General features: G+C 69.5%; 16 protein-coding genes. 9 read left to right on the forward strand and 7 right to left on the reverse strand.

The genetic code is table 11. From position 1 onward, the window contains the following. Positions 1–5 precede the first annotated feature (5 nt). Positions 6–575, reverse strand: a complete 570-nt coding sequence (locus tag MC45_RS10275) for a F0F1 ATP synthase subunit delta (RefSeq protein WP_179944531.1) — start codon at positions 573–575, stop codon at positions 6–8. Positions 576–935: 360 nt separating this feature from the next. On the opposite strand from MC45_RS10275, the gene MC45_RS10280 reads away from it, so the two are divergent. Together MC45_RS10280 and ada are read left to right on the forward strand one after the other, a co-directional pair. Further along, positions 936–1,871 (forward strand): hypothetical protein, encoded by a 936-nt coding sequence (locus MC45_RS10280; protein WP_038662654.1) that lies wholly within the window; start codon positions 936–938, stop codon positions 1,869–1,871. Positions 1,872–1,920: 49 nt separating this feature from the next. Further along, entirely contained in the window at positions 1,921–2,946 is a 1,026-nt protein-coding gene (gene ada / locus MC45_RS10285; protein WP_038662657.1) for a bifunctional DNA-binding transcriptional regulator/O6-methylguanine-DNA methyltransferase Ada, read from the forward strand. A 279-nt stretch (positions 2,947–3,225) separates the two neighbouring features. On the opposite strand, the gene MC45_RS10290 is transcribed toward ada, so the two are convergent. Together MC45_RS10290 and MC45_RS10295 are read right to left on the reverse strand one after the other, a co-directional pair. Beyond that, positions 3,226–4,767: a hypothetical protein gene (locus MC45_RS10290; RefSeq protein WP_038662660.1), complete on the reverse strand. Its 1,542-nt coding sequence runs from the start codon at positions 4,765–4,767 to the stop codon at positions 3,226–3,228. A gap of 53 nt (positions 4,768–4,820) precedes the next feature. Next, positions 4,821–6,347 (reverse strand): S1C family serine protease, encoded by a 1,527-nt coding sequence (locus MC45_RS10295; RefSeq protein WP_038662663.1) that lies wholly within the window; start codon positions 6,345–6,347, stop codon positions 4,821–4,823. 134 nt (positions 6,348–6,481) lie between these two features. On the opposite strand from MC45_RS10295, the gene MC45_RS10300 reads away from it, so the two are divergent. Together MC45_RS10300 and MC45_RS10305 are read left to right on the forward strand one after the other, a co-directional pair. Next, complete coding sequence (locus MC45_RS10300; protein WP_169742540.1) at positions 6,482–8,023, forward strand: TadA family conjugal transfer-associated ATPase; 1,542 nt, start codon at positions 6,482–6,484, stop codon at positions 8,021–8,023. A 229-nt stretch (positions 8,024–8,252) separates the two neighbouring features. After that, positions 8,253–9,434, forward strand: coding sequence for an aspartyl protease family protein (locus MC45_RS10305; RefSeq protein WP_038662669.1), 1,182 nt, complete (start codon positions 8,253–8,255; stop codon positions 9,432–9,434). A 286-nt stretch (positions 9,435–9,720) separates the two neighbouring features. Here the strand turns inward: MC45_RS10305 and MC45_RS10310 are convergent, their stop codons facing one another. Together MC45_RS10310 and phaR are read right to left on the reverse strand one after the other, a co-directional pair. After that, on the reverse strand, positions 9,721–9,906 hold the full coding sequence (locus tag MC45_RS10310; RefSeq protein ID WP_038662672.1) for a hypothetical protein: 186 nt from the start codon (positions 9,904–9,906) through the stop codon (positions 9,721–9,723). Between the two features lie 9 nt (positions 9,907–9,915). Further along, positions 9,916–10,473 (reverse strand): polyhydroxyalkanoate synthesis repressor PhaR, encoded by a 558-nt coding sequence (gene phaR / locus MC45_RS10315; RefSeq protein ID WP_038662675.1) that lies wholly within the window; start codon positions 10,471–10,473, stop codon positions 9,916–9,918. 107 nt (positions 10,474–10,580) lie between these two features. Here phaR and MC45_RS10320 point away from each other — a divergent pair, with 107 nt between their 5' ends. The 4 genes from MC45_RS10320 to MC45_RS10335 all read left to right on the forward strand — a co-directional run bounded on the left by MC45_RS10320 (position 10,581) and on the right by MC45_RS10335 (position 17,268). Further along, on the forward strand, positions 10,581–11,582 hold the full coding sequence (locus tag MC45_RS10320) for an alpha/beta hydrolase (RefSeq protein WP_038667113.1): 1,002 nt from the start codon (positions 10,581–10,583) through the stop codon (positions 11,580–11,582). Positions 11,583–11,595: 13 nt separating this feature from the next. After that, positions 11,596–12,768 carry an acetyl-CoA C-acetyltransferase gene (locus MC45_RS10325; RefSeq protein ID WP_038662678.1) on the forward strand — a complete coding sequence of 391 codons (1,173 nt, stop codon included), beginning with the start codon at positions 11,596–11,598 and terminating at the stop codon, positions 12,766–12,768. Positions 12,769–12,954: 186 nt separating this feature from the next. Then, on the forward strand, positions 12,955–16,215 hold the full coding sequence (locus tag MC45_RS10330) for a TonB-dependent receptor domain-containing protein (protein WP_038662681.1): 3,261 nt from the start codon (positions 12,955–12,957) through the stop codon (positions 16,213–16,215). 84 nt (positions 16,216–16,299) lie between these two features. Further along, a complete protein-coding gene (locus MC45_RS10335; protein WP_169742542.1) occupies positions 16,300–17,268 on the forward strand; it encodes a 2OG-Fe(II) oxygenase in 969 nt (322 codons plus the stop codon). Here MC45_RS10335 and MC45_RS10340 read toward each other — a convergent pair whose 3' ends face one another. Beyond that, on the reverse strand, positions 17,269–18,291 hold the full coding sequence (locus MC45_RS10340; protein ID WP_038662687.1) for an alanine racemase: 1,023 nt from the start codon (positions 18,289–18,291) through the stop codon (positions 17,269–17,271). It abuts the gene before it with no gap. Between the two features lie 47 nt (positions 18,292–18,338). Next, positions 18,339–20,378, reverse strand: coding sequence for a TonB-dependent receptor (locus tag MC45_RS10345; protein ID WP_038662690.1), 2,040 nt, complete (start codon positions 20,376–20,378; stop codon positions 18,339–18,341). Positions 20,379–20,599: 221 nt separating this feature from the next. Here MC45_RS10345 and MC45_RS10350 point away from each other — a divergent pair, with 221 nt between their 5' ends. Continuing rightward, the gene (locus MC45_RS10350; RefSeq protein WP_038662692.1) at positions 20,600–20,878 is read left to right on the forward strand and encodes a hypothetical protein; all 279 of its coding nucleotides are present in this window, start codon (positions 20,600–20,602) and stop codon (positions 20,876–20,878) included. Positions 20,879–20,898 lie beyond the last annotated feature (20 nt).

Consider the following 20,898-nt stretch of genomic DNA (forward strand, 5'->3'; position numbering starts at 1 on the left):
GTGAGTTAGCCCTTCATCGCGTGCGCGAGAGTATTGAGACGGGTGCGGATCGACGAATCGATCATCTGTGAACCGATGCGGACGACCAGGCCGCCGAGCAAATCGGGGTCGACCGACAGGTCGACGGAGACGTCGCGGCCGACGCGCTGGCGGAGCTGCTGCTTGAGCTCGACGACCTGCTCGTCGTTCAGCGGATGCGCGCTGGTCACCTCGGCGGCGATCTCGCCGCGGTGGCGCGCGGCGAGCTGGCGGAAGGCGCGGATGATCGCGGGCAGCTGGCCGAGGCGGCGGTTCTCGGCGAGGACGCCGAGGAAATTCTTGGTGGTGGCGTCGACGCCGAGCGCATCGGCGGTGGCGAGCACCGCCTTCACCGCGGCGCCGCGGGCGACCAGCGGGCTGACGGTGAGTGCGCGGAAATCGGCGCTTTCGTTCAGCGCGTCGCGCACATTGGCGAGGCTGGATTCGACGGTGTCGATCGTCCTGGCGTCGCGCGCGAGATCGAACAGGGCGATCGCGTAACGCCCACCCAGGCTCGCCTGAATACCGCCGCCAGAAGTACCGATGGATGTCTCCACGGAGCTGAAGTCCTCGTGCCGAATGTTGGCCCATGGGGAAGAGGGCGCGCGATGCACGCCTGCTATGGGTGGCGGGCGGCTAGCATGAGGGGGCGGTTAGCGCAAGTATCGAGCGCGCAAAGTGGTGTGCCGGCGGGGGTTTGGAGGTGGTGAATTCCTCCCCCGCAAGGGGGAGGGGGACCGTTCGGCGCAGCCGAATGGTGGAGGGGGAGGACAGGGTGGGAGCTTTGTAGCGAAGCTTCCACCCTGTCCTCCCCCTCCGTCAGCGCTACGCGCTGCCACCTCCCCCTTGCGGGGGAGGAATTAGGGCTTTCGTTCAGGATCGTGCGGGTAAGACCACTCCCGGCAGATGGAGACAGGATGATGCGGTGGTGGGCGGCGGTGGCGATCGGAGCGATGCTCGCCCTGCCCGCGGCCGCCGAAACGCTGCGCGTCGAGGGCGTCTTCGCGGCGCAGGCACGCGAGGCGAGCCTGTTGCCGACGATCGGCGTCGGGCCGTTCACCGGGCCGGACGGCGCGGAGCTCGCCGATGCGATCGAGCGGCGGCTGGCGAAGCTCGGCGCGGACGGGCTGCCGCACGTGCGGCTGATCCCGCCGGCCTTGCGCCCCGACGGGCTGTTCACCGGCCGCACCGGGGTGCAGGTCGCGAGCAGCGACTATCGCGAGGGGCGCGAGCGCTGCGCCGAGAAGAAGGACGGCAAATGCACGCGCAGGGAACGCTTTAGCGTCGCCTGCGTCCGCCGTACGGTGGCGTTGCGCGCCGATCTGGAGGTGCGGCGGCGTAGCGGCGCGCTGCCCTATGCGGTCGCCAAGACGCGCGACGACCGCAGCGACTGGTGCGAAGACCGCGGTGTCGCGACCAATGTCGAGGGCGTGGTGAGCGGCATGATCGAATCGGTCGCCGCCGAGGTGCAGCACGATCTCGCCCCGCATGCGGAGGATTATACCGTCCGCGTGATCGAGACGCGCGACGGCCTGCCCGCCGATGCCGCGGCGCGGTTCAAACAGGCGGTGAAGCTGACCAAGCACGATCCCGCCGCCGCCTGCGCTGCCTTCGCCGAGGTCGACCGGATGGCGCCGGACCATGGCGCGACGGCGTTCAATCTGGCGCTATGCGCGGAATCGGCCGGGCGGTATCGCGAGGCGGCGGATCGCTATGCCCGCGCGCGGCTGTTCGCGCCTTATGCCGGCGGCGAGGTGAGCAAGGGGCTGGCGCGCGTGACCGCGCTGGCGGCGGGCGCGCAGGACGTCGCGCTGATGCGTAGCCGGCCGCCGGTGACCGGCAGCGGCTTTTGAAAGCAAGCCGCGGGATGGGGCGCGGCGCGCGATCGGCTATCGGAGCGACATGAGCACCATCGATCAGGACGCGGCCTGGGCCGCCTTCGAGCGCCGCGACCGGACGCAGGACGGCGCGTTCGTCGTCGCGGTGCGCACCACGGGCATCTATTGCAAGCCGAGCTGCCCCGCGCGGCATCCGCGGCGCGACAACGTCAGCTTCCTCGCCGACGGCGCGGCGGCGCGCGCGGCGGGCTATCGCGCCTGCCTGCGCTGCAAACCCGACGACGTCGCCCGCGACAGCCGGGCGGTGGCCGAGGCGATCGCGCTGATCGCGGCGGCGGAGGAACCGGTCGGGCTGGCGGCGCTCGCCGCGCGGGTCGGCTATGCGCCGCATCATTTCCAGCGCTTGTTCACCCGCGCGACCGGGGTCAGCCCCGCCGCTTATGCGCGCGCGCTGCGCGCCGGACGCGCGGCGGACGCGTTGCAGCAGGCGGACCGCGTCACCGATGCGATCTACGACGCGGGCTATGGCGCGGCGAGCCGCTTCTATGCCGATGGCGCCAGGCGGCTCGGCATGGCGCCGTCGGTCTGGGCGCGCGGCGGTGCGGGCGCGACGATCCGCTGGACGCAGGTCGCGACGTCGCTGGGGCCGCTGCTCGTCGCGGCGACCGACAAGGGGCTGTGCCGGGTGGCGTTCGACGAGGATGCGGCGGCGCTGGCGGCGCGCTTCCCGCGGGCGGAGATCGCGCCGGGCGACACGGCGCTAGCCGGCCTTGCCGCGGCGGTGGTGGCGCTGGTCGAGACGCCCGGCCGCGACGCCGCGCTGCCGCTCGACGTGCGCGGCACCGCCTTTCAGGAAGCGGTGTGGCAGGCGCTGAAGACGATCCCGGCGGGCGAGACGCGCAGCTATGCCGAGCTGGCCGCGCTCGCCGGCCAGCCGGGCGCGGTGCGCGCGGCGGGGACGGCATGCGGCAGCAACCCGCTGGCGGTGGTCGTCCCCTGCCACCGCGTCACGCGCAGCGACGGCGGGCTCGGCGGCTATGCCTATGGCGTCGAGCGCAAGCGCGCGCTGCTGGCGCGCGAGGGCGGGTGAGTCGGGCCGCTGCGGATCGCCGAAGACGTATCAGGTTCGCGCAGAGGCGCAGAGGCGCAGAGCGTGTTGCGCTAGTCGCATCTGCGGCTCCGTTGCGATGACAGGGCCGCGTTACCTCTGCGCCTAGGCGCGACACCTTCACCCTTTCGTCACCTTGGGCTTGACCCGAAGTTCCGCTTCTCCCCGATGGCAAGCGTGAAGGCCGTAGCGGGACCCCGGATCAAGTCCGGGGTGACGGATCGAAGGTGACGTCGCGGGCGCCGATGAATGTCGGCCGGCCTAATTCTCGATCGTCACCTTGGCGGCGTTCCCGCCGAGCGAGGCGAGCGCCTGCGGGCCGGTCTTGCCGGTCGCGAGCGCGGCGATGAGCCTGGCGGCGGCATTGTCGGGATTGCTGTGCGCCGAATAGGCGAGCGGACGTAGCGCCGCGCGGGCCTCGTCGCGCTTGTCGTCGACCAGCAGCTGCGTCGCATAGGCATAAGCGAGGCCCTCGTCCTGCGGCACCAGCTCGTGGGCGCGACGCAGCGCGGCCTTGGCATTGTCGGTGGCCGGCGTCCCCGCCATGCCGAAGCTCGAATAGAAGAGCGTCAGCGCATAGGCGTCGTTGGTGTCGAGCTTGTTCGCGCGGAGCAGCCAGCTGCGCGCCTCGCGCCACACCTGCGGATCGGTCACCTTCGCCTCGCGCGCGCGGCGCAGATGCACCTGCGCCTTGTAGACCAGGGCCTGCGACGATTTGGCATCGATCGCCAGCGCACGGTCGGCGGCGGCATCGGCGAGGTCGTTGCGGCCGGCGTCGAGTGCCATCTCGGCGAACCAGCCCTGCACCATCGCATCCTTGGGATAGCGGTCGGCGATCGGCAGCGCGGCGGCGAGGATCGGCTGCGCGGTCTCGCGATCGACGCCGCGGTCCGAGCGCATGCGCAAAGTGATCATCTCGCGCTCGCCCGCCGACAGCGGCCGGACGGTGACGACCGGCGTGGTCAGCCGGGTGAGCGGGATCTTGTAGGCCGACATCGTCGATTTGTGCAGGTAGGACGACAGCGCGCGGTTGAGCACATCGAGATCGCCGAAGGCCGCGCGTGCCGCCTCGACCCCCGGCTTGCCGTCGTTGATCGCCGCCAGATAGGCGTTGAGCTGCGCGAACCGCTTCGGGTCGATCATCAGATAATGGGTGAGCAACCAGCCGCGCGCGTAGAGCGACGCCACCTGCCCGTCGCGCATCTTCTTCGACGGATCGAGCGCGAAGAGCTGCTCCGCGGTGAGTTCGTTGCCGAGCAGCAGGTCGTAGGCGCGATGCTGCGCCGGGGCGCCGAGCCAGACGACGTCCTTTTCGAACCGCGCGGTGGAGAGGAATTCGGGATAACCTTCCGCATACCAGGCGGGTAGCGCGACCGCGAAATTGCCGAGCATGAGATGATGGGCATATTCGTGGAACAGCACGATCTGCGGCTGGAGCGCGTTGACGTCATTGGGATCGCCACCTTGCGCCGGGGTGAAAGCGACCGAGCCGCTGGCGCGCCCCTGATAGAAGCCGGCGACGTTCTTGCCGCCCTGGCCAAACAGCCTGCGGACCGCCGCATCGTTGGCGACGACGTAGACGGTCAGCTTGTTCGAACCGTCGCTCTCGTTGGCGGGTATCGAATTATAGTAACGGACCAGGCTGTCGAACTGTTCGAGCCGCTCGGCGCGTTTCTGCACCGAATCGGCGGTCCCATTGGCGTAGACGATGAAATGCTTCGAAGTCGCCTCGAACCATTCCGCCGCCGCGGGCTGCGCGCAGCACATCGCGACCAGCCACGCCGCCAACTTCAACCGATTCATGTCCTGCCCCCCAACATGCCCGGACCCAATCTAGACCGGGCTCGATACGTTTGTCAGCCCGTACGACAACTATAGACCAGCTTCTCGTTGGGCAGCGGCGGCAGCGTCGTGCGGATCGCCGATTGCTGCTGGGCGAGGCGCTCGATCGCAGCGGGGTCGACGGTGCAGCGGGATGCCGCGCCCTGCCCCTGCTGCAACTTGCGCGCCTGCGCCATCGCCTGCGCGCCGAGCATGTAGCGGGTGTCGGTATAACGGCGGGTCAGCGGGTCGAAGGCGACGACCGACACCGTCTGCTCGCCGTCGGGCACCACCACGCGCTCCCAGCGGTCGCCGGTCGGCAGATATTGCACGCCGCCGCCGCACCCGCTGCGCCCCCAGTGCAGCGCGACGTCGCTGGTCGGCGAGACGGTGACGCGGCTGCGTTCGGGCTGGAAGACGCAGGTGAGCTTGCCGAGCGGCGCATTGGGCACGACCTGGCTGATCGCCGCGGGCGGCGGCGGAACGGCGGGCTCGCCCTTTGGCCGCAGCACGAAGACGAGCATCGCGACGACCATGACGAGGCCGCCGAGGCTCGCCGCCCAGATAGTCCGCCGCCGCTGCCGCTGCCCCTGCCCCTGCCCCTGCACTGCGAACAGCCCGGCCGCGCCGATCCCCATCGCGCCCAGCACCAGCAGCAGGCCGGCGAACCCCATAACGTTCTCGCGCCGGGTCTGCGCGGTCTCGCGGGCGCGGGCGAGCGCCTCTTCGCGGCCCATCGCCGCGCGGGTGGCGGCGTCGCGCTGGCTGGTCAGGGCATCGCTGCGCGCGCGCACGTCCGCTGCGCTGTCGTCGCGCAGCCGTTCCTCGATCGAGGTGCAGGCGGTGCCGACGCTGGCATAAGGCTGTTTCGCCTCGCGCAGGAAGGCGGACAGCTCGGTATCGGCGATCGCGAAGCCGAACGAGCCATCGCCCTCCTCGCCGCGGGTGATCGCCGAATTGATGCCGATCACCCGGCCACAGCGGTCGAGCAACGGCCCGCCCGAATTGCCGCGCGCGATGCTGGCGGTGTGGAGCAGCACCTCGATCCCGGTCAGGCTGCGCCTACCGGAGAAGACGCCTTCCGAACGGACCGGCGAGGTCGGGCGGATGTAATCCGCGGCCGACTGCGCGGTCGCGAGATCGACGTTGCCGGGATAGCCGAGCGCGACCACCGGATCGCCCTCGCTCACCGGCCCGGTATAGAGCGCGGCCGCGGGTAGCCGCGCGCCGGCGAATTCGATCAGCGCGAGGTCGCGCTTCGCGTCATAGGCGACGACGCGGCCCTGGTAGCTCTTGTCGCCTTCCGACGGCACCACGCCGATCACGACATTGTCGGGATAGCGTTCCGCCAGTTCCATGACGTGCGCGTTGGTGACGATGCGATTGGGTGCGATCGCGACGCCGCTGCCGTGGCCGAAGCCGACCACCTGCCCGTCGACGACGGCGATGGTGACGACGCGGACGACGCCGCGCGCGGTCGCGCCGATGTCGTCGGCGGCGGCGGACGTCGCCCAGAACGGGGCGCCAAGCAGGGCGAGAAGCAGGAGCAGGAGGCGGCGCATGTCGCGCCTTCCGAACGGCCTCGGCGCGCCGCTGTCAAGCATGGCGATCGGCCCCGGCCGCACCGTTTTGGTTTGGTTAGGAAAATCTCAAACTCTGATGCCTACCGCCGTCACTGAAGGTCGAGGATTGGTGTATGAGCGCGTTCGGGCGTCGCAACGGAATGGGTAACGGACAGCCGGCACGGCCGGCGTTCGGCGTGGCGCGCCCGATGCAGGGCAGCCCGGCGCCGCGCGCCGACGAAGCCGCACCCGGCAGCCAGTTCCCGCCGATCGAGACGATGCCGCTGCCCGGCGGCCTGCCCGGCGACGACCCGCTCGCCGGCAGCCTGCCCGCCGGCACGCTCGACGCGATGCAGCGGCTCACCGACCGGCAGAATGCCAGCGGCGACGCCGGCAGCAGCCGCGGCGAGGGCTTCGAGGCGTCGATCCACAAGATCAAGGAACAGGTGCTGCCGCGCCTGCTCGAACGCGTCGATCCCGAGGCCGCCGCGACGCTCGGCAAGGACGAGCTCGCCGAGGAATTCCGCCCGATCATCGGCGAGGTGCTCGCCGAGCTCAAGCTGACGCTCAACCGCCGCGAACAGTTCGCGCTGGAAAAGGTGCTGGTCGACGAGCTGCTCGGCCTGGGGCCGCTCGAGGAATTGCTCGCCGATCCGGCGATCACCGACATCATGGTCAACGGTCCCGACCAGACCTATGTCGAGCGCAAGGGCAAGCTCGAACTGGCGCAGATCCAGTTCCGCGACGAGGAGCATCTGTTCCAGATCGCGCAGCGGATCGTCAATTCGGTCGGCCGCCGCGTCGACCAAACGACGCCGCTCGCCGACGCGCGCCTCAAGGACGGCAGCCGCGTCAACGTCATCGTGCCGCCGCTGTCGCTGCGCGGCACCGCGATCTCGATCCGCAAATTCTCCGCCAAGCCGATCACGCTCGACATGATGGCGGGCTTCGGCAGCATGAGTCCCAAGATGGCGACCGCGCTCAAGATCGCGGGCGCGAGCCGGTTCAACGTCGTCATCTCGGGCGGCACCGGTTCGGGCAAGACGACGATGCTCAACGCTTTGTCGAAGATGATCGACCCCGGCGAGCGCGTGCTGACGATCGAGGACGCCGCCGAGCTTCGCCTGCAACAGCCGCACTGGCTGCCGCTGGAAACGCGCCCGGCCAATCTGGAAGGGCAAGGCGAGATCAGCATCCGCGACCTCGTCAAGAACGCGCTGCGTATGCGCCCGGACCGCATCATCCTCGGCGAAATCCGCGGCAGCGAGTGTTTCGACATGCTCGCCGCGATGAACACCGGTCACGACGGCTCGATGTGCACGCTGCACGCCAATTCCCCGCGCGAGGCGCTCGCCCGTATGGAGAATATGGTGATGATGTCGGACATCAAGGTGCCCAAGGAGGCGATCAGCCGCCAGATCGCCGATTCGGTCGAGCTCATCATCCAGGTGAAGCGCCTGCGCGACGGCTCGCGCCGCGTCACCAACGTCACCGAGGTGATCGGCATGGAAGGGCCGGTGATCGTGACGCAGGAATTGTTCAAGTTCGAATATCTCGACGAGAGCGCCGACGGCAAGATCATCGGCGAATACCGCTCGATGGGGCTGCGGCCCTATACGCTCGACAAGGCGAAGCAATTCGGGTTCGATCAGGCGTTTCTGGAGGCGTGCCTGTAGGATCGCCTGCGTTGGGGCAAAACCTGTCCAAGCACCTCCCGTCACCCCGGACTTGTTCCGGGGTCCACCGGACCGCAGGCGCGCGCTCTCCCTCGGGCGTTTTCCCTCGCCGCGGGGTGGACCCCGGAACAAGTCCGGGGTGACGGGTAGGCCGGAACGACGCCCCGAACCTCAGCGACCATCCCACGCCCCTGTGGCAGCGCCGGCGTTCCACCGTTAGGGTCGGCGGATGCATCTGCTCCTGCCCCTCGTCCTGCTCGCCGCCTCGCCCCAGCCCGCGGGACGTGAGGGGGTCGTCACGCTCGCCGCCGACAGCGAGGCGCAATGGGTGTCGTTCGACCTGACGCCGGGCAACCAGATCCGCTTCACGCTGACGCTCGACGAACGGCCGGTGACCGCGATCCTCGATACCGGGGTGAGCTATTCGGTGCTCGCCGCCAAGTCTGCCGCCGCCGATCCGACGCGGGTCACCGCCAACGGCCAGGCGACCGCGATCGGTGGCGGCGGCAATGGCGCGGTGGCGGTCGGCTGGCTCGCGACGCGGCGGCTGGCGATCGGCGGGCTCACCCGCACCGGCGGCGGCGTCACCGTCGCCGACCTGCCCGCGCTCGCCACCGGCAGCGCGCAGGCGGTCGATATGCTGATCGGGCGCGATGTCACCGGCGGTCAGGCGCTCGACATCGATTACGCCAACCACCGCTTCCGCCTGCTGCCGTCGGGCCGGCTGCCGTTCGTCGGGGCGATCGCGCCGCTGGCCATCTCGCCCGGCCGCCGCGTCTACGAAAGCAGCGCGACGATCGCAACCAGACGGCTGGCGCCGATGATTGTCGACACCGGCGACGGCTCGGCGCTGACCTTGTCCGCCGCATCCGCCAGAACGGCGGGGATCGCGCGGCTGCCGACCACGACGACGATCTCCTTCGGCCTCGCCGGCGAGACGGTGAGCACGCTCGCCATCCTGCCCGCGGTGTCGCTGGGGCAGCAGGTGGTGCGCAACGTCGAGGCGCGGGTCGAGCCGGCGGGCGGCTTTTCCGAGACGATCGGCGTGGCGGGGCGGATCGGGTCGGGTCTGCTCCAGAATTACCGCGTGCTGCTCGACCCCGGCGCCGGACGGATGGTGCTCAAGCCGGGGCCGGAGGCGAACGCCCCGCCGCTGCGCTCGACCAGCGGATTGCTGGTCGGGCTGGAGCGCGACCGGCTCAAGGTGCTGCACGTCATGCGCGGCGGGCCAGCGGCGGCGGCGGGGTGGCAGCCCGGCGAGACGATCTGCCGGATCAACGACCAGCCGGTCACCACGGACTATCCGACGAGCGCGCTGGCGAAATGGGCGATCGGCGCGCCGGGTACGGCGGTGCGGCTGGGCCTTTGCGACGGGACGGTGCGGACGCTGACCTTGCGGCAATTCTACTGAGGCGGGGACGTCGGCGGAAGAAGATTGGTTCGCGCGAAGGCGCGAAGACGCGAAGAGAAGAAGAAGGGTATTTGCGCGCAGAGGCGCAGAGACGCAGAGATGGTCCGGCCGCGCCAGCGGCCTTCAGTCCTCCTCATCGTGGATGCATAGCGCTTCGCGCGGGGCGCACCATCTCTGCGCCTCTGCGCCTCTGCGCGAACCAATATCTTCTTCTCTTCGCGTCTTCGCGCGAACAATCCTGCCTTCCCGCCCGCAAAGCGGCGCCAACTCGCGGAGGGCATACGCCCTATTGCGTGTGCAGGCCGATGCTCACCAGCAGGATCGTCGCGAGCAGGGCCGCCATCTGGACGGTGCGCCAGTCGACGAAGCCGACACGGTCGGGATCGACGCGCAGCCGGCGGCGGCGATCGGCGAATGCCGCTGCAAGCGCGAGCAGCACCGACGCACCCGCCGCCCAGAACATCGCCGGCATCGCCCGCGCTCAGCCGAGCTTCTCGACCTTGTCCTGCAACCGCGTCAGCTCCGCCTTCAGCGCCGCGATCTGGTCGTCCTTGCTCGCCGTGGGCGTCGGTGGCGGGGTCACCGGGGCGACGCCCGGCGTCTGGAACGCCTGCGCGGCGACCTCGAGCATCTGCAGGTTGCGCTTGGCGATCTCGGCGAAGGGGGAGTGCGCGAAGGCGCCCTCGACCGCCGACTTGAACTGTTCCTGGTTGCGGCGGAAACTGTCCATCGACGCTTCCAGATAGCCCGGTACCATCGCCTGCATCGAATCGCCGTACATGGAGATGAGCTGGCGCAGGAAACTGACCGGCAGCATCGTCTGGCCGCGGCTTTCCTCTTCCATGATGATCTGGGTCAGCACGTTATGGGTGATATCGTCGTCGGTCTTGGCGTCGACGACCTTGAAGTCGCGCCCCTCGCGGGTCATCGTCGCCAGATGCTCAAGCGTGATGTAGGACGAGGTCTCGGTATTATAGAGGCGCCGATTGGCGTATTTCTTGATGATGACGATTCCGTCGGCCCTGGCCTGTTTCTTCATATCGCTCCCCTGTCGCGCGACGGTCCTTTGCCGTGACTGATGCCGATGGTACGCCGCAATTTTTCGCACCGCAACACAGCCCGCGACCGTTGCCGCTGTTCCTCGACATGCTGCGCAGCGAAACCGCAGCAGATCCGGCGCGCACCGCGGCGGCGCTCGCCGGGCTCGCCGCCTATCAGCAGGCGCCACGCCCCGCCCCGCCGCCGCCGATGCCAGCACTCGCCACCGCCGGGCGCGCGTGCCTGCGTTATTATGGCGGACGCGGCCGGATGGTGGTGTTCGTGCCGTCGCTGATCAATCCGCCGGCGATCCTCGATCTCGGCGAGGCGTCGCTGGCGCGCTGGATGGCGACGCAGGGCTGCCGCGTCGCGTTGGTCGACTGGGGCGAGCCGGGTGCCGCCGATCGCGACATGGACATGACCGGCCATATCGAATCGCTGCTGCTGCCGCTGATCGAGCAGCTCGACGAGCCGCCGGTGCTGGTCGGCTATTGCCTCGGCGGGACGATGGCGCTGGCGGCGGCGGGCGCCACCCCGGTCGCGGGCCTCGCAACGATCGCCGCGCCGTGGCGTTTCGCCGGCTATGGCGAATCCGCGCCCGGCATGCTCGACCTGTGGCAGGCGGCGAAGCCGACCGCCGAGGCGCTCGGCGTGTTGCCGATGGAGGTGTTGCAGGCGGGCTTCTGGCGGCTCGATCCGGCGCGGACGATCGCCAAATATGAATCGTTCGGGCGGCTCGACCCCGAGGGTGCGGCGGCGCGCGCCTTCGTCCGGCTGGAGGATTGGGCCAATGCCGGGGCGCCGCTGCCGCTCGCCGCGGCGCGCGACCTGTTCGAGGGGTTCGTCGCCGCCGACCGGCCGGGCACCGGCGGATGGATCGTCCGCGACGCCCCCGCCTCCCCGGCCCGGCTCGACTGCCCCGCGGTCGAGTTCGTCTCGCTCACCGACCGGATCGTCCCGGCGGCCACCGCCGCGGGGCTCGCCGACCGGCGCGACCTCGGCCTCGGCCATGTCGGGATGATCGTCGGCGGGCGTGGGCGGACGATGCTGTGGGAGCCGCTCGCGCACTGGATCGCGGCGCTGCCGCCGGGTAGACACGCACCAAAGTAGGAGCAGGACCATCATGACCGAGATCGTCATCACCGCCGCCAAGCGTACCCCCGTCGGCAGCTTCCTCGGCGCCTTCGCCACCACCCCCGCGCACGAACTGGGCCGCGTCGCGATCGAGGCGGCGCTCGCCCAGGCCGGCGTCGACGGCGCCGACGTGTCGGAGGTGATCCTCGGCCAGGTGCTCACCGCGGCGCAGGGGCAGAATCCGGCGCGGCAGGCGTCGATGGCGGCGGGCATCCCCAAGGAGGTGCCGGCCTGGGGCGTCAATCAGGTGTGCGGCTCGGGCCTGCGCGCGGTCGCGCTCGCCTGTCAGGCGATCCAGACCGGCGACGCGACGATCGTCGTCGCCGGCGGACAGGAGAGCATGTCGATGAGCGCGCATGCGCAGACGATGCGCGGCGGCACCAAGATGGGCGCGGTCAGCCTCGTCGACACGATGGTGGTCGACGGCCTCACCGACGTGTTCAACGGCTATCACATGGGGATCACCGCGGAGAATCTCGCCGAGCAATATCAGGTGACGCGCGCCGACCAGGACGCCTTCTCGGTCGCCAGCCAGAACAAGGCGGAGGCCGCGCGCGGCAGCGGCCGCTTCAAGGACGAGATCGCCCCGGTGACGATCAAGGGCCGCAAGGGCGACACCGTCGTGGCGGACGACGAATATATCCGCGCCGGCGCGACGATCGAGAGCGTCGGCGGCGTACGGCCGGCGTTCAAGAAGGACGGCACCGTCACCGCCGCCAATGCGAGCGGCCTCAACGACGGCGCCGCGGCGCTGGTGCTGATGAGCCGCGCCGAGGCCGAGGCGCGCGGCACGCCGGTGCTCGCGACGATCCGGAGCTGGGCGAGCGCGGGCGTCGATCCGTCGGTGATGGGCATCGGCCCGGTGCCGGCATCGAGGAAGGCGCTGGAGAAGGCCGGCTGGACGCTCGCCGACCTCGACCTGATCGAGGCGAACGAGGCGTTCGCGGCGCAGGCGCTGTCGGTCGGCAAAGAACTCGGCTGGGATGCGGACAAGGTCAACGTCAACGGCGGCGCGATCGCGATCGGCCACCCGATCGGCGCCAGCGGCGCGCGCGTGCTGACCACGCTGCTCTACGAGATGGAAAAGCGCGATGCGAAGAAGGGGCTGGCGACCTTGTGCATCGGCGGCGGGATGGGGATCGCGATGTGCGTCGAGCGGTGACGCACATGCTGACGAATGCGCAACATGCGGACATAAAAGCTGTAATTTTTGTGTCATTTTAGCGACACTTTTGACCAAACCGCTCGATTACGACTGTTTCTGTCGCAAACCGGCTTGTCCGCTTCGGTCCGGTTGCGCCAACAAGGTCTTCTGACAAGGCGCAAAGCCTGAAAACAGGGGACTGACATGAAGACTTGGTTGCTCTCCGCGAGTGCGCTCGCGGGCGGGATGTTGCTCGCCACCACCGCCTTTGCGCAGACGGCGCCCGAAGCCGGTGCGCCGCAGGCCGGCAGCAACACCGCTGGCACGTCGATGGCAGCGCCGGATCAGGACGAGCCGGAAGCGCGTCCGGGCGAGGAAATCGTCATCACCGGTTCGCGCATCCGTTCGCCCAATGCGGTTTCGGTCGTACCGATCACCACGGTGTCGGCCGCCGAACTGACACAGACCGCGCGCACCTCAATCGGCGACGTGCTGAACGATCTGCCGCAGTTGCAGAGCACCTATAGCCAGTCGAACTCGACCCGCTTTCTCGGCACCGGTGGCCTCAATCTCCTCGATTTGCGCGGCCTCGGCACCCAGCGCACGCTGGTTGTGGTCAACGGCCGCCGTCATGTCGCGTCCGACATTCTGAACAACGCGGTATCGGTCGACGTCAATACCATCCCCACCGACCTGATCGACGGTGTCGACATCGTCACCGGCGGCAACTCGGCGGTGTATGGTTCCGATGCCATCGCCGGCGTCGTCAATTTCCGCCTGAAGCAGAATTTCGAAGGCCTGCAGATCCGCGCGCAGGGCGGCGTCAGCGACGAGAAGGACGCTGGCAGCTATTTCGTCAGCCTGACCGGCGGCAAGAATTTCGCTGACGATCGCGGCAACATCGCGATGAACGTGGAATATGCCCGCACCGAGGCGCTGTTCGCGTCAGGCCGCAAGGCTTACCGTCAAAACGATGCCTTCGTGACGACCAACGTCGATGCGGCCGGTGCCGGCGTCAGCGGCAATCTGAACTTCGACGGCATCCCCGACTCGACGTTCTTCCGCGATATCCGCGGCGCCAACATCTTCGACGGCGGCTTGGTCGCTTTCGCAGGTTCGCCCGCCGGCTCGGGCACGAACGCACGGTGCGGCCGTGACTCGCTGGGTCGCGCCTTCACCTGCAACTATCTGTTCCAGCAGGACGGCTCGCTTGTCTCGCAGACGGGCACCCGCGTCGGCGTCGCCGGTGGTTCGGTAACGGCGCCGACCGCGACCCCGACCGGCGGCTTTGTCGGCGGCAACGGCAACACCCGCCGCGAGGGCACGCTGGTCCAGCTGCTGCCGCAACTCGACCGCTATTCGGCCAATCTGCTCGGCCATTTCGCGGTCTCCGACGCGTTCGTGCCATTCTTCGAGGCGAAATACGTCCGCGTCGATTCGGTCAGCCTCGGCGGTTCGGGTCCGGCCTTCTACACGGGCTCGACGATCGACGCGCTCTACGAGCGTCCTCGTCTCGACAATCCGTTCCTCAGCGCGTCCTCGCAGGCGACGCTGGCGGCGCAGGCGTTGCAGGCGGTCAATTCGGGCATCAGCCCGACCAGTGGCGCGGCAATCACCGCCGCCCAGGCGGCCACCCTCCGCGCGCAAATCGCGGACGGCTCGTATCGCTTCATCCTGCGCAAGAACCTGACCGATCTGGGTTCGCGTCGTGAGGATGCCCGCCGCGAGACCTATCGCTTCGTCGGCGGCGTGCGCGGCGATTTCGCCGAGACGTTCAACTACGAAGTGTCGGCCAATTACGGCGAGTTCAAGGAGCGCACGCGCGTCCTCGGCAACGTCGACGTGCAGCGTCTCAGCCTCGCGCTCGACGCCGTGCGCAATCCCGCCGGGCAGATCGTCTGCGGCGCACAGTTGGACGCCAGCCGCTTCGCATTCGGCACCGACATCGGCGGCAATGCCGCCAATCTGGCCAGCGACATCGCCAATTGCCAGCCGCTCAATCCGTTCGGCCAGGGCAATATCTCGGAGGCGACGCGCAACTACGTGCTGCGGAACACCGTCTCGGAAGGCAAGATCACGCAGCTCGACCTGCTTGCCAACGTGTCGGGTGACTCCTCGAAGTTCTTCAACCTTCCGGGCGGCGCCGTCGGCTTCTCGCTCGGTGCGGAATATCGCCGCGAGACCAATTACTTCCAGGCCGATCCCTACGTCGAGGCGGGCTACACCTTCTACAATGCCCTCGCCAGGTTCGACCCGCCCTCGTTCGAGGTGAAGGAAGCGTTCGGCGAGCTGCGCGTCCCGCTGCTCAAGGACATTACGCTCATCAAGGAGCTGACCTTCGGCGCCGCCGGGCGCGTGTCCGACTACAAGGGCTCGGCGGGCACGGTCTATACCTACAACCTGAACGGCACCTACGCGCCGGTTGAAGGGCTGCGCTTCCGTGCCAATTACGGTCGCTCGGTCCGCGCACCGAACCTGACCGAACTGTATGCATCGGCCGGCCAGAATTTCGCGCCCGGTTTCGCCGATCCGTGCTCGGCCGACAATCTGGGCCGTGGTACGCAGTTCCGCGCGGCCAATTGCGCGGCGGCGGGCATTCCGACGACGTACAACTTCCAATATGCCCAGTCTTTGGAAATCCTGAGCGGCGGCAACCCCGACCTGCGGGCGGAGAAGTCCGACTCCTACACCTACGGCGCGGTGATTTCGCCGACGTTCACGCCGGGGCTGATCCTGTCGGTCGATTACTACAACATCAAGGTGAACAACGTCATCAATTATGCGGGCGCGCAAGCAACCGTGAACAATTGCTACGATTCGCCGTCGCTGACCAACAATCAGTTCTGCGCGCAGTTCAACCGCGTCGCAGCCGGCGCGACCGGACCGAACGGCGAACAGCCGTTCCGTATCATCGAGGGTAATCTTGCCGACAATCCGCTCAACTATGCGAGCCTGAAGCGGCGCGGTATCGATGCCAACCTGAGCTATGCGCGCAGCTTCGGCGACACGCGTCTCTCGGGTCAGGTGATCTATACCCACATCCTGGAGAGCAGCAGCTTCCTCAACCCGTTGCAGCCGTCGTTCGCGGATACGACGGTCGGTGAGCTGGGCTATCCCAAGGATCAGGTGCAGGTGAACCTGGGGGCGGACTTCGGCATCGTCACGTTGGATACGCAGTTCCGCTACCTGTCGAAGCAGTCGGTCGGCGCGATCGAGAACCGCATCGCCTTCCAGGGCCGTCCGCCGCAGAACCTCGACGATTTCAGCACGCCTTATTATCCGGACGTGCTGTACATCGGCATGAAGCTCGGCTTCGACGTCGGTGAACGGTCCAGCTTCTACATCGGCGTCGACAATCTCACCGATCGTCTACCGCCGCTGGGGGCGACGGGCATCGGTGCGGGCAGCGCCATCTTCGACAACATCGGACGCCGCATGTATGCGGGCGTGACCGCGCGCTTCTAAGCGACGCCGTAGCGTGAAAATCGAGGGCCGGTGGTTTCCACCGGCCCTTTTTTCGTCCAGTCTCCACCGATGCAGAACGACCCGATGGGCGCCGTAGACGCGATGCTGCGAAGCGGCCGCGTCGCCGACGCCACCGCGACCGTTGCAAGGCTCGCGGCGGCGGGGCATGGCGGCGCGCTTTTCCAACAGGCGCTGTGGCAGCTTCAGGGCCACCCCCTGCCCCGCGACCTGGCCGCTGCCCGACTTGCGTTGCGGCAGGCCGCGGATTGCGGTCATGGCGAGGCGCGGCTCGTCGAGATCACGCTTGCGGCGAACGGCACCGGTGCGGCCGCCGATTGGCCCGCTGCGATGCGACTGCTTGCGGCCGCCAACGCGGCGGGCGACCCGCACGCGCGCTACCTGCACGGGCTGCTGTCGGCGATGGCGATCGACGGCGACGGCCATCCGACCACGCCGCTCCTCGTCGAACCACTGACCGACGACCGCAGCGTGCGACGAGTGCGCGGTGCGCTGAGCGTCGCCGAGTGCACGCATATTGCCAATGCCGCCAGCGACCTGCTGGCTCCCGCCGTCGTCGTCGACCCGCGGACCGGCCGCCACGTGCCCCATCCAATCCGCACCTCGGATGCGGGCGTGCTGAGCCCGCTGCGCGAGGACCCGGTCATCCGTGCGATCAACGTCCGGATCGCCGCGCTCAGCGACACCCAGGTGGCGCAGGGCGAGGCGTTGACCGTCCTGCGCTATCGCCCCGGCCAGCAGTTCCGCCTCCACGCCGACGTCCTGCCCCAGGTGCGCAACCAGCGCGTCGCGACGGTCCTCGTCTATCTCAACGACGGCTTCGGCGGCGGCGAGACGACGTTCCCCGACCACGGCCTGACCATCCGCCCGAAGGCGGGCGATGCGATCATCTTCGACAATGTCGACGCGCAGGGCCGGCCGTTGGCCACCGCCCGCCACGCCGGCGAGCCCGTCCGCAGCGGCGTCAAATGGCTGGCGACGCGATGGATCCGGGCGCGGCCGTTCGACGTATGGACCGGCCCCGAAACGGCCTGATCACCCCCATTGCCGCGCATACCGCTGCCCCAGCAGCGTCAGCAGCTCATATTGCGACATCCCGCTCGCTGCCGCCGCCGCCGGCAGCGCGAAGTCGAGCGTGATCCAGTCGCCCTCCGCCAGATTCGGCGCGGCGGTGACGTCGATCGCCATCAGGTCCATCGAGACCCGCCCGATCACCGGCAGCGCCCCCCCGCCCGCCCGGCCGCGGTCGGAGAAGCCGCGGACATAGCCGTCGGCATAGCCGAGGTTAAGGATCGCCACTTCGGTCACACGCGGCGCGGTCCAGGTGGCGTTGTAGCCGACCGTCTCGCCGGCGGGGACGGTGCGGCGTTGCAGCACCTGCGCCTCGGGCGTCGCCACCTGGCGGATCGTGCCCGCGAATTCCGGCCGGACGATGCCGCCGTACAGCGCGATTCCCGGGCGGGTGAGATCGAAGGCGTACCCCGCCCCGAGCGCGATACCGGCGGAATTGGCGAGGCTCATCCGGCGCGCGCCCGTCACCCCCGCCAGCGCCGCGAAGGCGGCGCGCTGGCGATCGTTCATCGCGCTGTCCTCGTCGGCGCAGGCGAGATGGCTGATCAGCGTCTCGATCGTCAGCCCGTCGAGCAGGCCGTCGCGCACCGCCGCCGGCGAGACGCCGAGCCGGTTGATCCCGGTGTCGACCATCACGTCGCAGGCACCGCCGCCCGCCGCGCGCCAGCGCGCGACCTGCGTCTCGCTGTTGAGCACCGGGCGCGCGATGCCCTGCCGCGCCAGCGGCATGTCCTCGGCGCGGACGCCGTGCAGCACCGACAAAGGCAGGCCGAGCGGCGCCAGCCGCGCCGCCTCGGCCCAGCTCGCGACGAAGAAGTCGCGGCAGCCGGCGGCGGCGAGCTGCCCTGCGACCTCGCTCGCGCCGAGGCCGTAGCCGTCCGCCTTGATTGCCGCGCCGCACGCCGCCGTGCCGCTCATCCGGTCGAGCGCGCGCCAATTGTCGGCGAGGGCATGGCGGTCGAGGCGGAGGCGGAGGGGAGCGGTCACGCCGGGGCGTGTAATCGCCCCGGCTGCCGGCGTCGAGCCACGCCGGTTCAATCGAGCCGCGCGCGCACCCCGATCCACAGCGTCCGGGGGGTCGCGCGCTCGACGATATTGGCGCCGCTGATCCCCGCCTCGACGCGCGCGTCGAAGACGTTCTCGGCCCGCGCCTCGATCGTCAGCACGCGCGTCACCGGCAGCGCGGCATAGCCGTCGAGCGTCGTCGCGGGGGCGAGGCTGCGACTGTTCTGGTCGTCGTCGAACTGGCGCGCGACGTGACGCAGCGTCGCCGAGACGGCCGCACGCCGCTGCCGCCAGCCGAGCGTCCCGGATATCGCGTCACGGGGCGTCTGCGCCGGACGCAGACCGTCGAGCGCCACCGCCGCGCCCGAGGCGCGGACGCGTGCGTCGACATGGCTCCACGAGGCGAGCGCGGTGAACGGCCCGGTCGCATAGCGCGCATCGACCTCGACGCCGGTCGAGCGGATCGCGTCGAGGTTGCGGCGGACACGCATGGCGCTGGTCGGCGTCGCGGCGAGCGTCACGTTGGCGATCGCATCGTCGAGCTGGTTGTGGAACAGCGTCGCGGCGAGGCTGGCGTCGGCGAAGGGCGTCAGCGTCACGCCGCCCTCGATCCCCGTCAGCCGCTCGGGCGAGAGGCCGGCATTGGCGGCGGTGACGTCATTGCCGACGCGGAAGGGGCGATAGAGTTCGTTGAGCGTCGGCAGCCGCCAGCCACGATAGGCCGCCGCGCGCACCGTCACCGCCGCGGCGGCGCGCCACGCGGCGCCGAGCCGGCCAGTGAATTCACTGCCGTCGCGATCGGCGAAGCGATTGTCGGTCAGCGCCGCACCGCCGGCGAGCGGGCGCTCGCGAAGAAAGCCGCCGTCGATCCGCCACCAATCGATACGCCCCGCCCCGGTCAGCGTCAGGTCGCCGAGCGCGACGCTGCCGTCGGCGAACAGACCCTGGGTGCGGGTCGATCCGCCCGCCTCGCGGCGGCGGGTCGGGCTGGCGTTGACGAAGGTGAACAGTTCCTGCGTCTTGCCGGAGACGTCGCGGATGTCGGCGCCGAGCCGCAGGTCGATCGCCTCGCCGACCGGCGGCTGCACCTCCAGCCGCGCGCCGAGCCCGGTGGCGGGCGTGTTATATTGGTTCAGCGACTGGCTGACGGTCGTCCGCGCCGCGTTGATGCTGGCGAAGCTGGAGGCGAAGGCACGGGTCTGCAGATAGGCGAGCGCCGACCAGCCCCAGGCGCCGCGGCCGACGAGGCGCAGGCTGGCGTCGGCGCCGTCCGACCGGTTCGCGGTGAACGCCGTGCCGCGGTCGCGCCGGTCGGTGAAGGCGCTGACGTTGGCCTGCACCTCGGTCGACGGCGCGACGGTCACGACGGTACGCAGCGCCCCCGATGCCTGTTCGTAGGGCGCGGCGCGGTCGACCGGGCCGCGGCTCGATGCGACCGTCGGCACGAAGCCGTCGCCGCGCGCATAAGCCCCCGACAGCGTCGCGAAGCCGCCGTCGCGGACCAGCGCCGCGGCGCCCTGCGCCTCGATCGAATCGCGGCTGCCGTAGAACAGGCTGGCGTCGAGCGGCGCGAGCTGGTCGGGGGTGGCGCTGTCGAGCTGGACGGTGCCGGCGAGCGCACCGGGGCCGAAATAGCCGCTGCCGCCGCCGCGCGTCACCCGCACCTGCCCCAGCCGCCCCGTGGCATAGGCCGGAAATGCGACCCAGCCGCCGAACGGATCGGCCTGCGGCACGCCGTCGAGGATCAGCAGCGCACGGCTGGAGGCATTGCCGCCGATCCCGCGCAGGGTGATGCCCTGGCTGGTGGGATTAGCGGTGCGACTGTCGGACCGGCGGAACTGCTGCAAGCCGGCGACATCGGCGAGCACGCTTTCCAGCCGCGCGCTGGCATTGGCCTGAAGCCGGTCGCGATCGATTGTGACGATGTCGAAGGCGCGCTCGCCGGGCGAATCGGGCAGGCCGCGGCCGGTGACGACGATATCGGGCGCGACGTCGGGATCGGCCTGCGCCAGCGCAGGGACGGCGATCGCCGAGGCGAACAGGACGGCGGTGGAAAGCAGAAGACGCATCGCGCCCCCTTGGCGGTTTCCGGCGCCGAGGAGAATGACAAACCTCGCTTATTCAGAGCGGTGTACCGGCCACCTTGCGCGGTATGTGACATCGACGTTGCAAGGACGACGCGGATCGGGAACGATCCCGGTCGCGCTGCGCTTGCTGCGGACTCGAAGGAGATGGTCATGGCGGTTCCTTATTCTCTCCCGCCCGCGTCAGTGTCGCAGGGGGCGTCGCGATGAGCCGGCCGGTGCTCGGCGCGTCGGCGCTGCGCGACGAACTCAACCAGGCGGCGCTCCGCCTGTCGCTCGACAGCGAAGGCGCGAGGATCGAGTTCATGCTGCCGACGCTCGCCGATCCCTGGGACGGCGCGTCCGGCCACAATTGGGACGTCCAGGCCTTCTGCCCCGAGGAGCTCGATGCAATCGCGCGCCGCGCGGTCGAGGAGGTCGCCGCGGACTGGGACCTCGACCCGCACAACACCGAGGATGACGTGACGTTCGTCGCCGATCGCTGACCGCGCCTTATCGTCTCTTG

This window comes from Sphingomonas taxi (genome assembly GCF_000764535.1).
GTDB lineage: Bacteria > Pseudomonadota > Alphaproteobacteria > Sphingomonadales > Sphingomonadaceae > Sphingomonas > Sphingomonas taxi.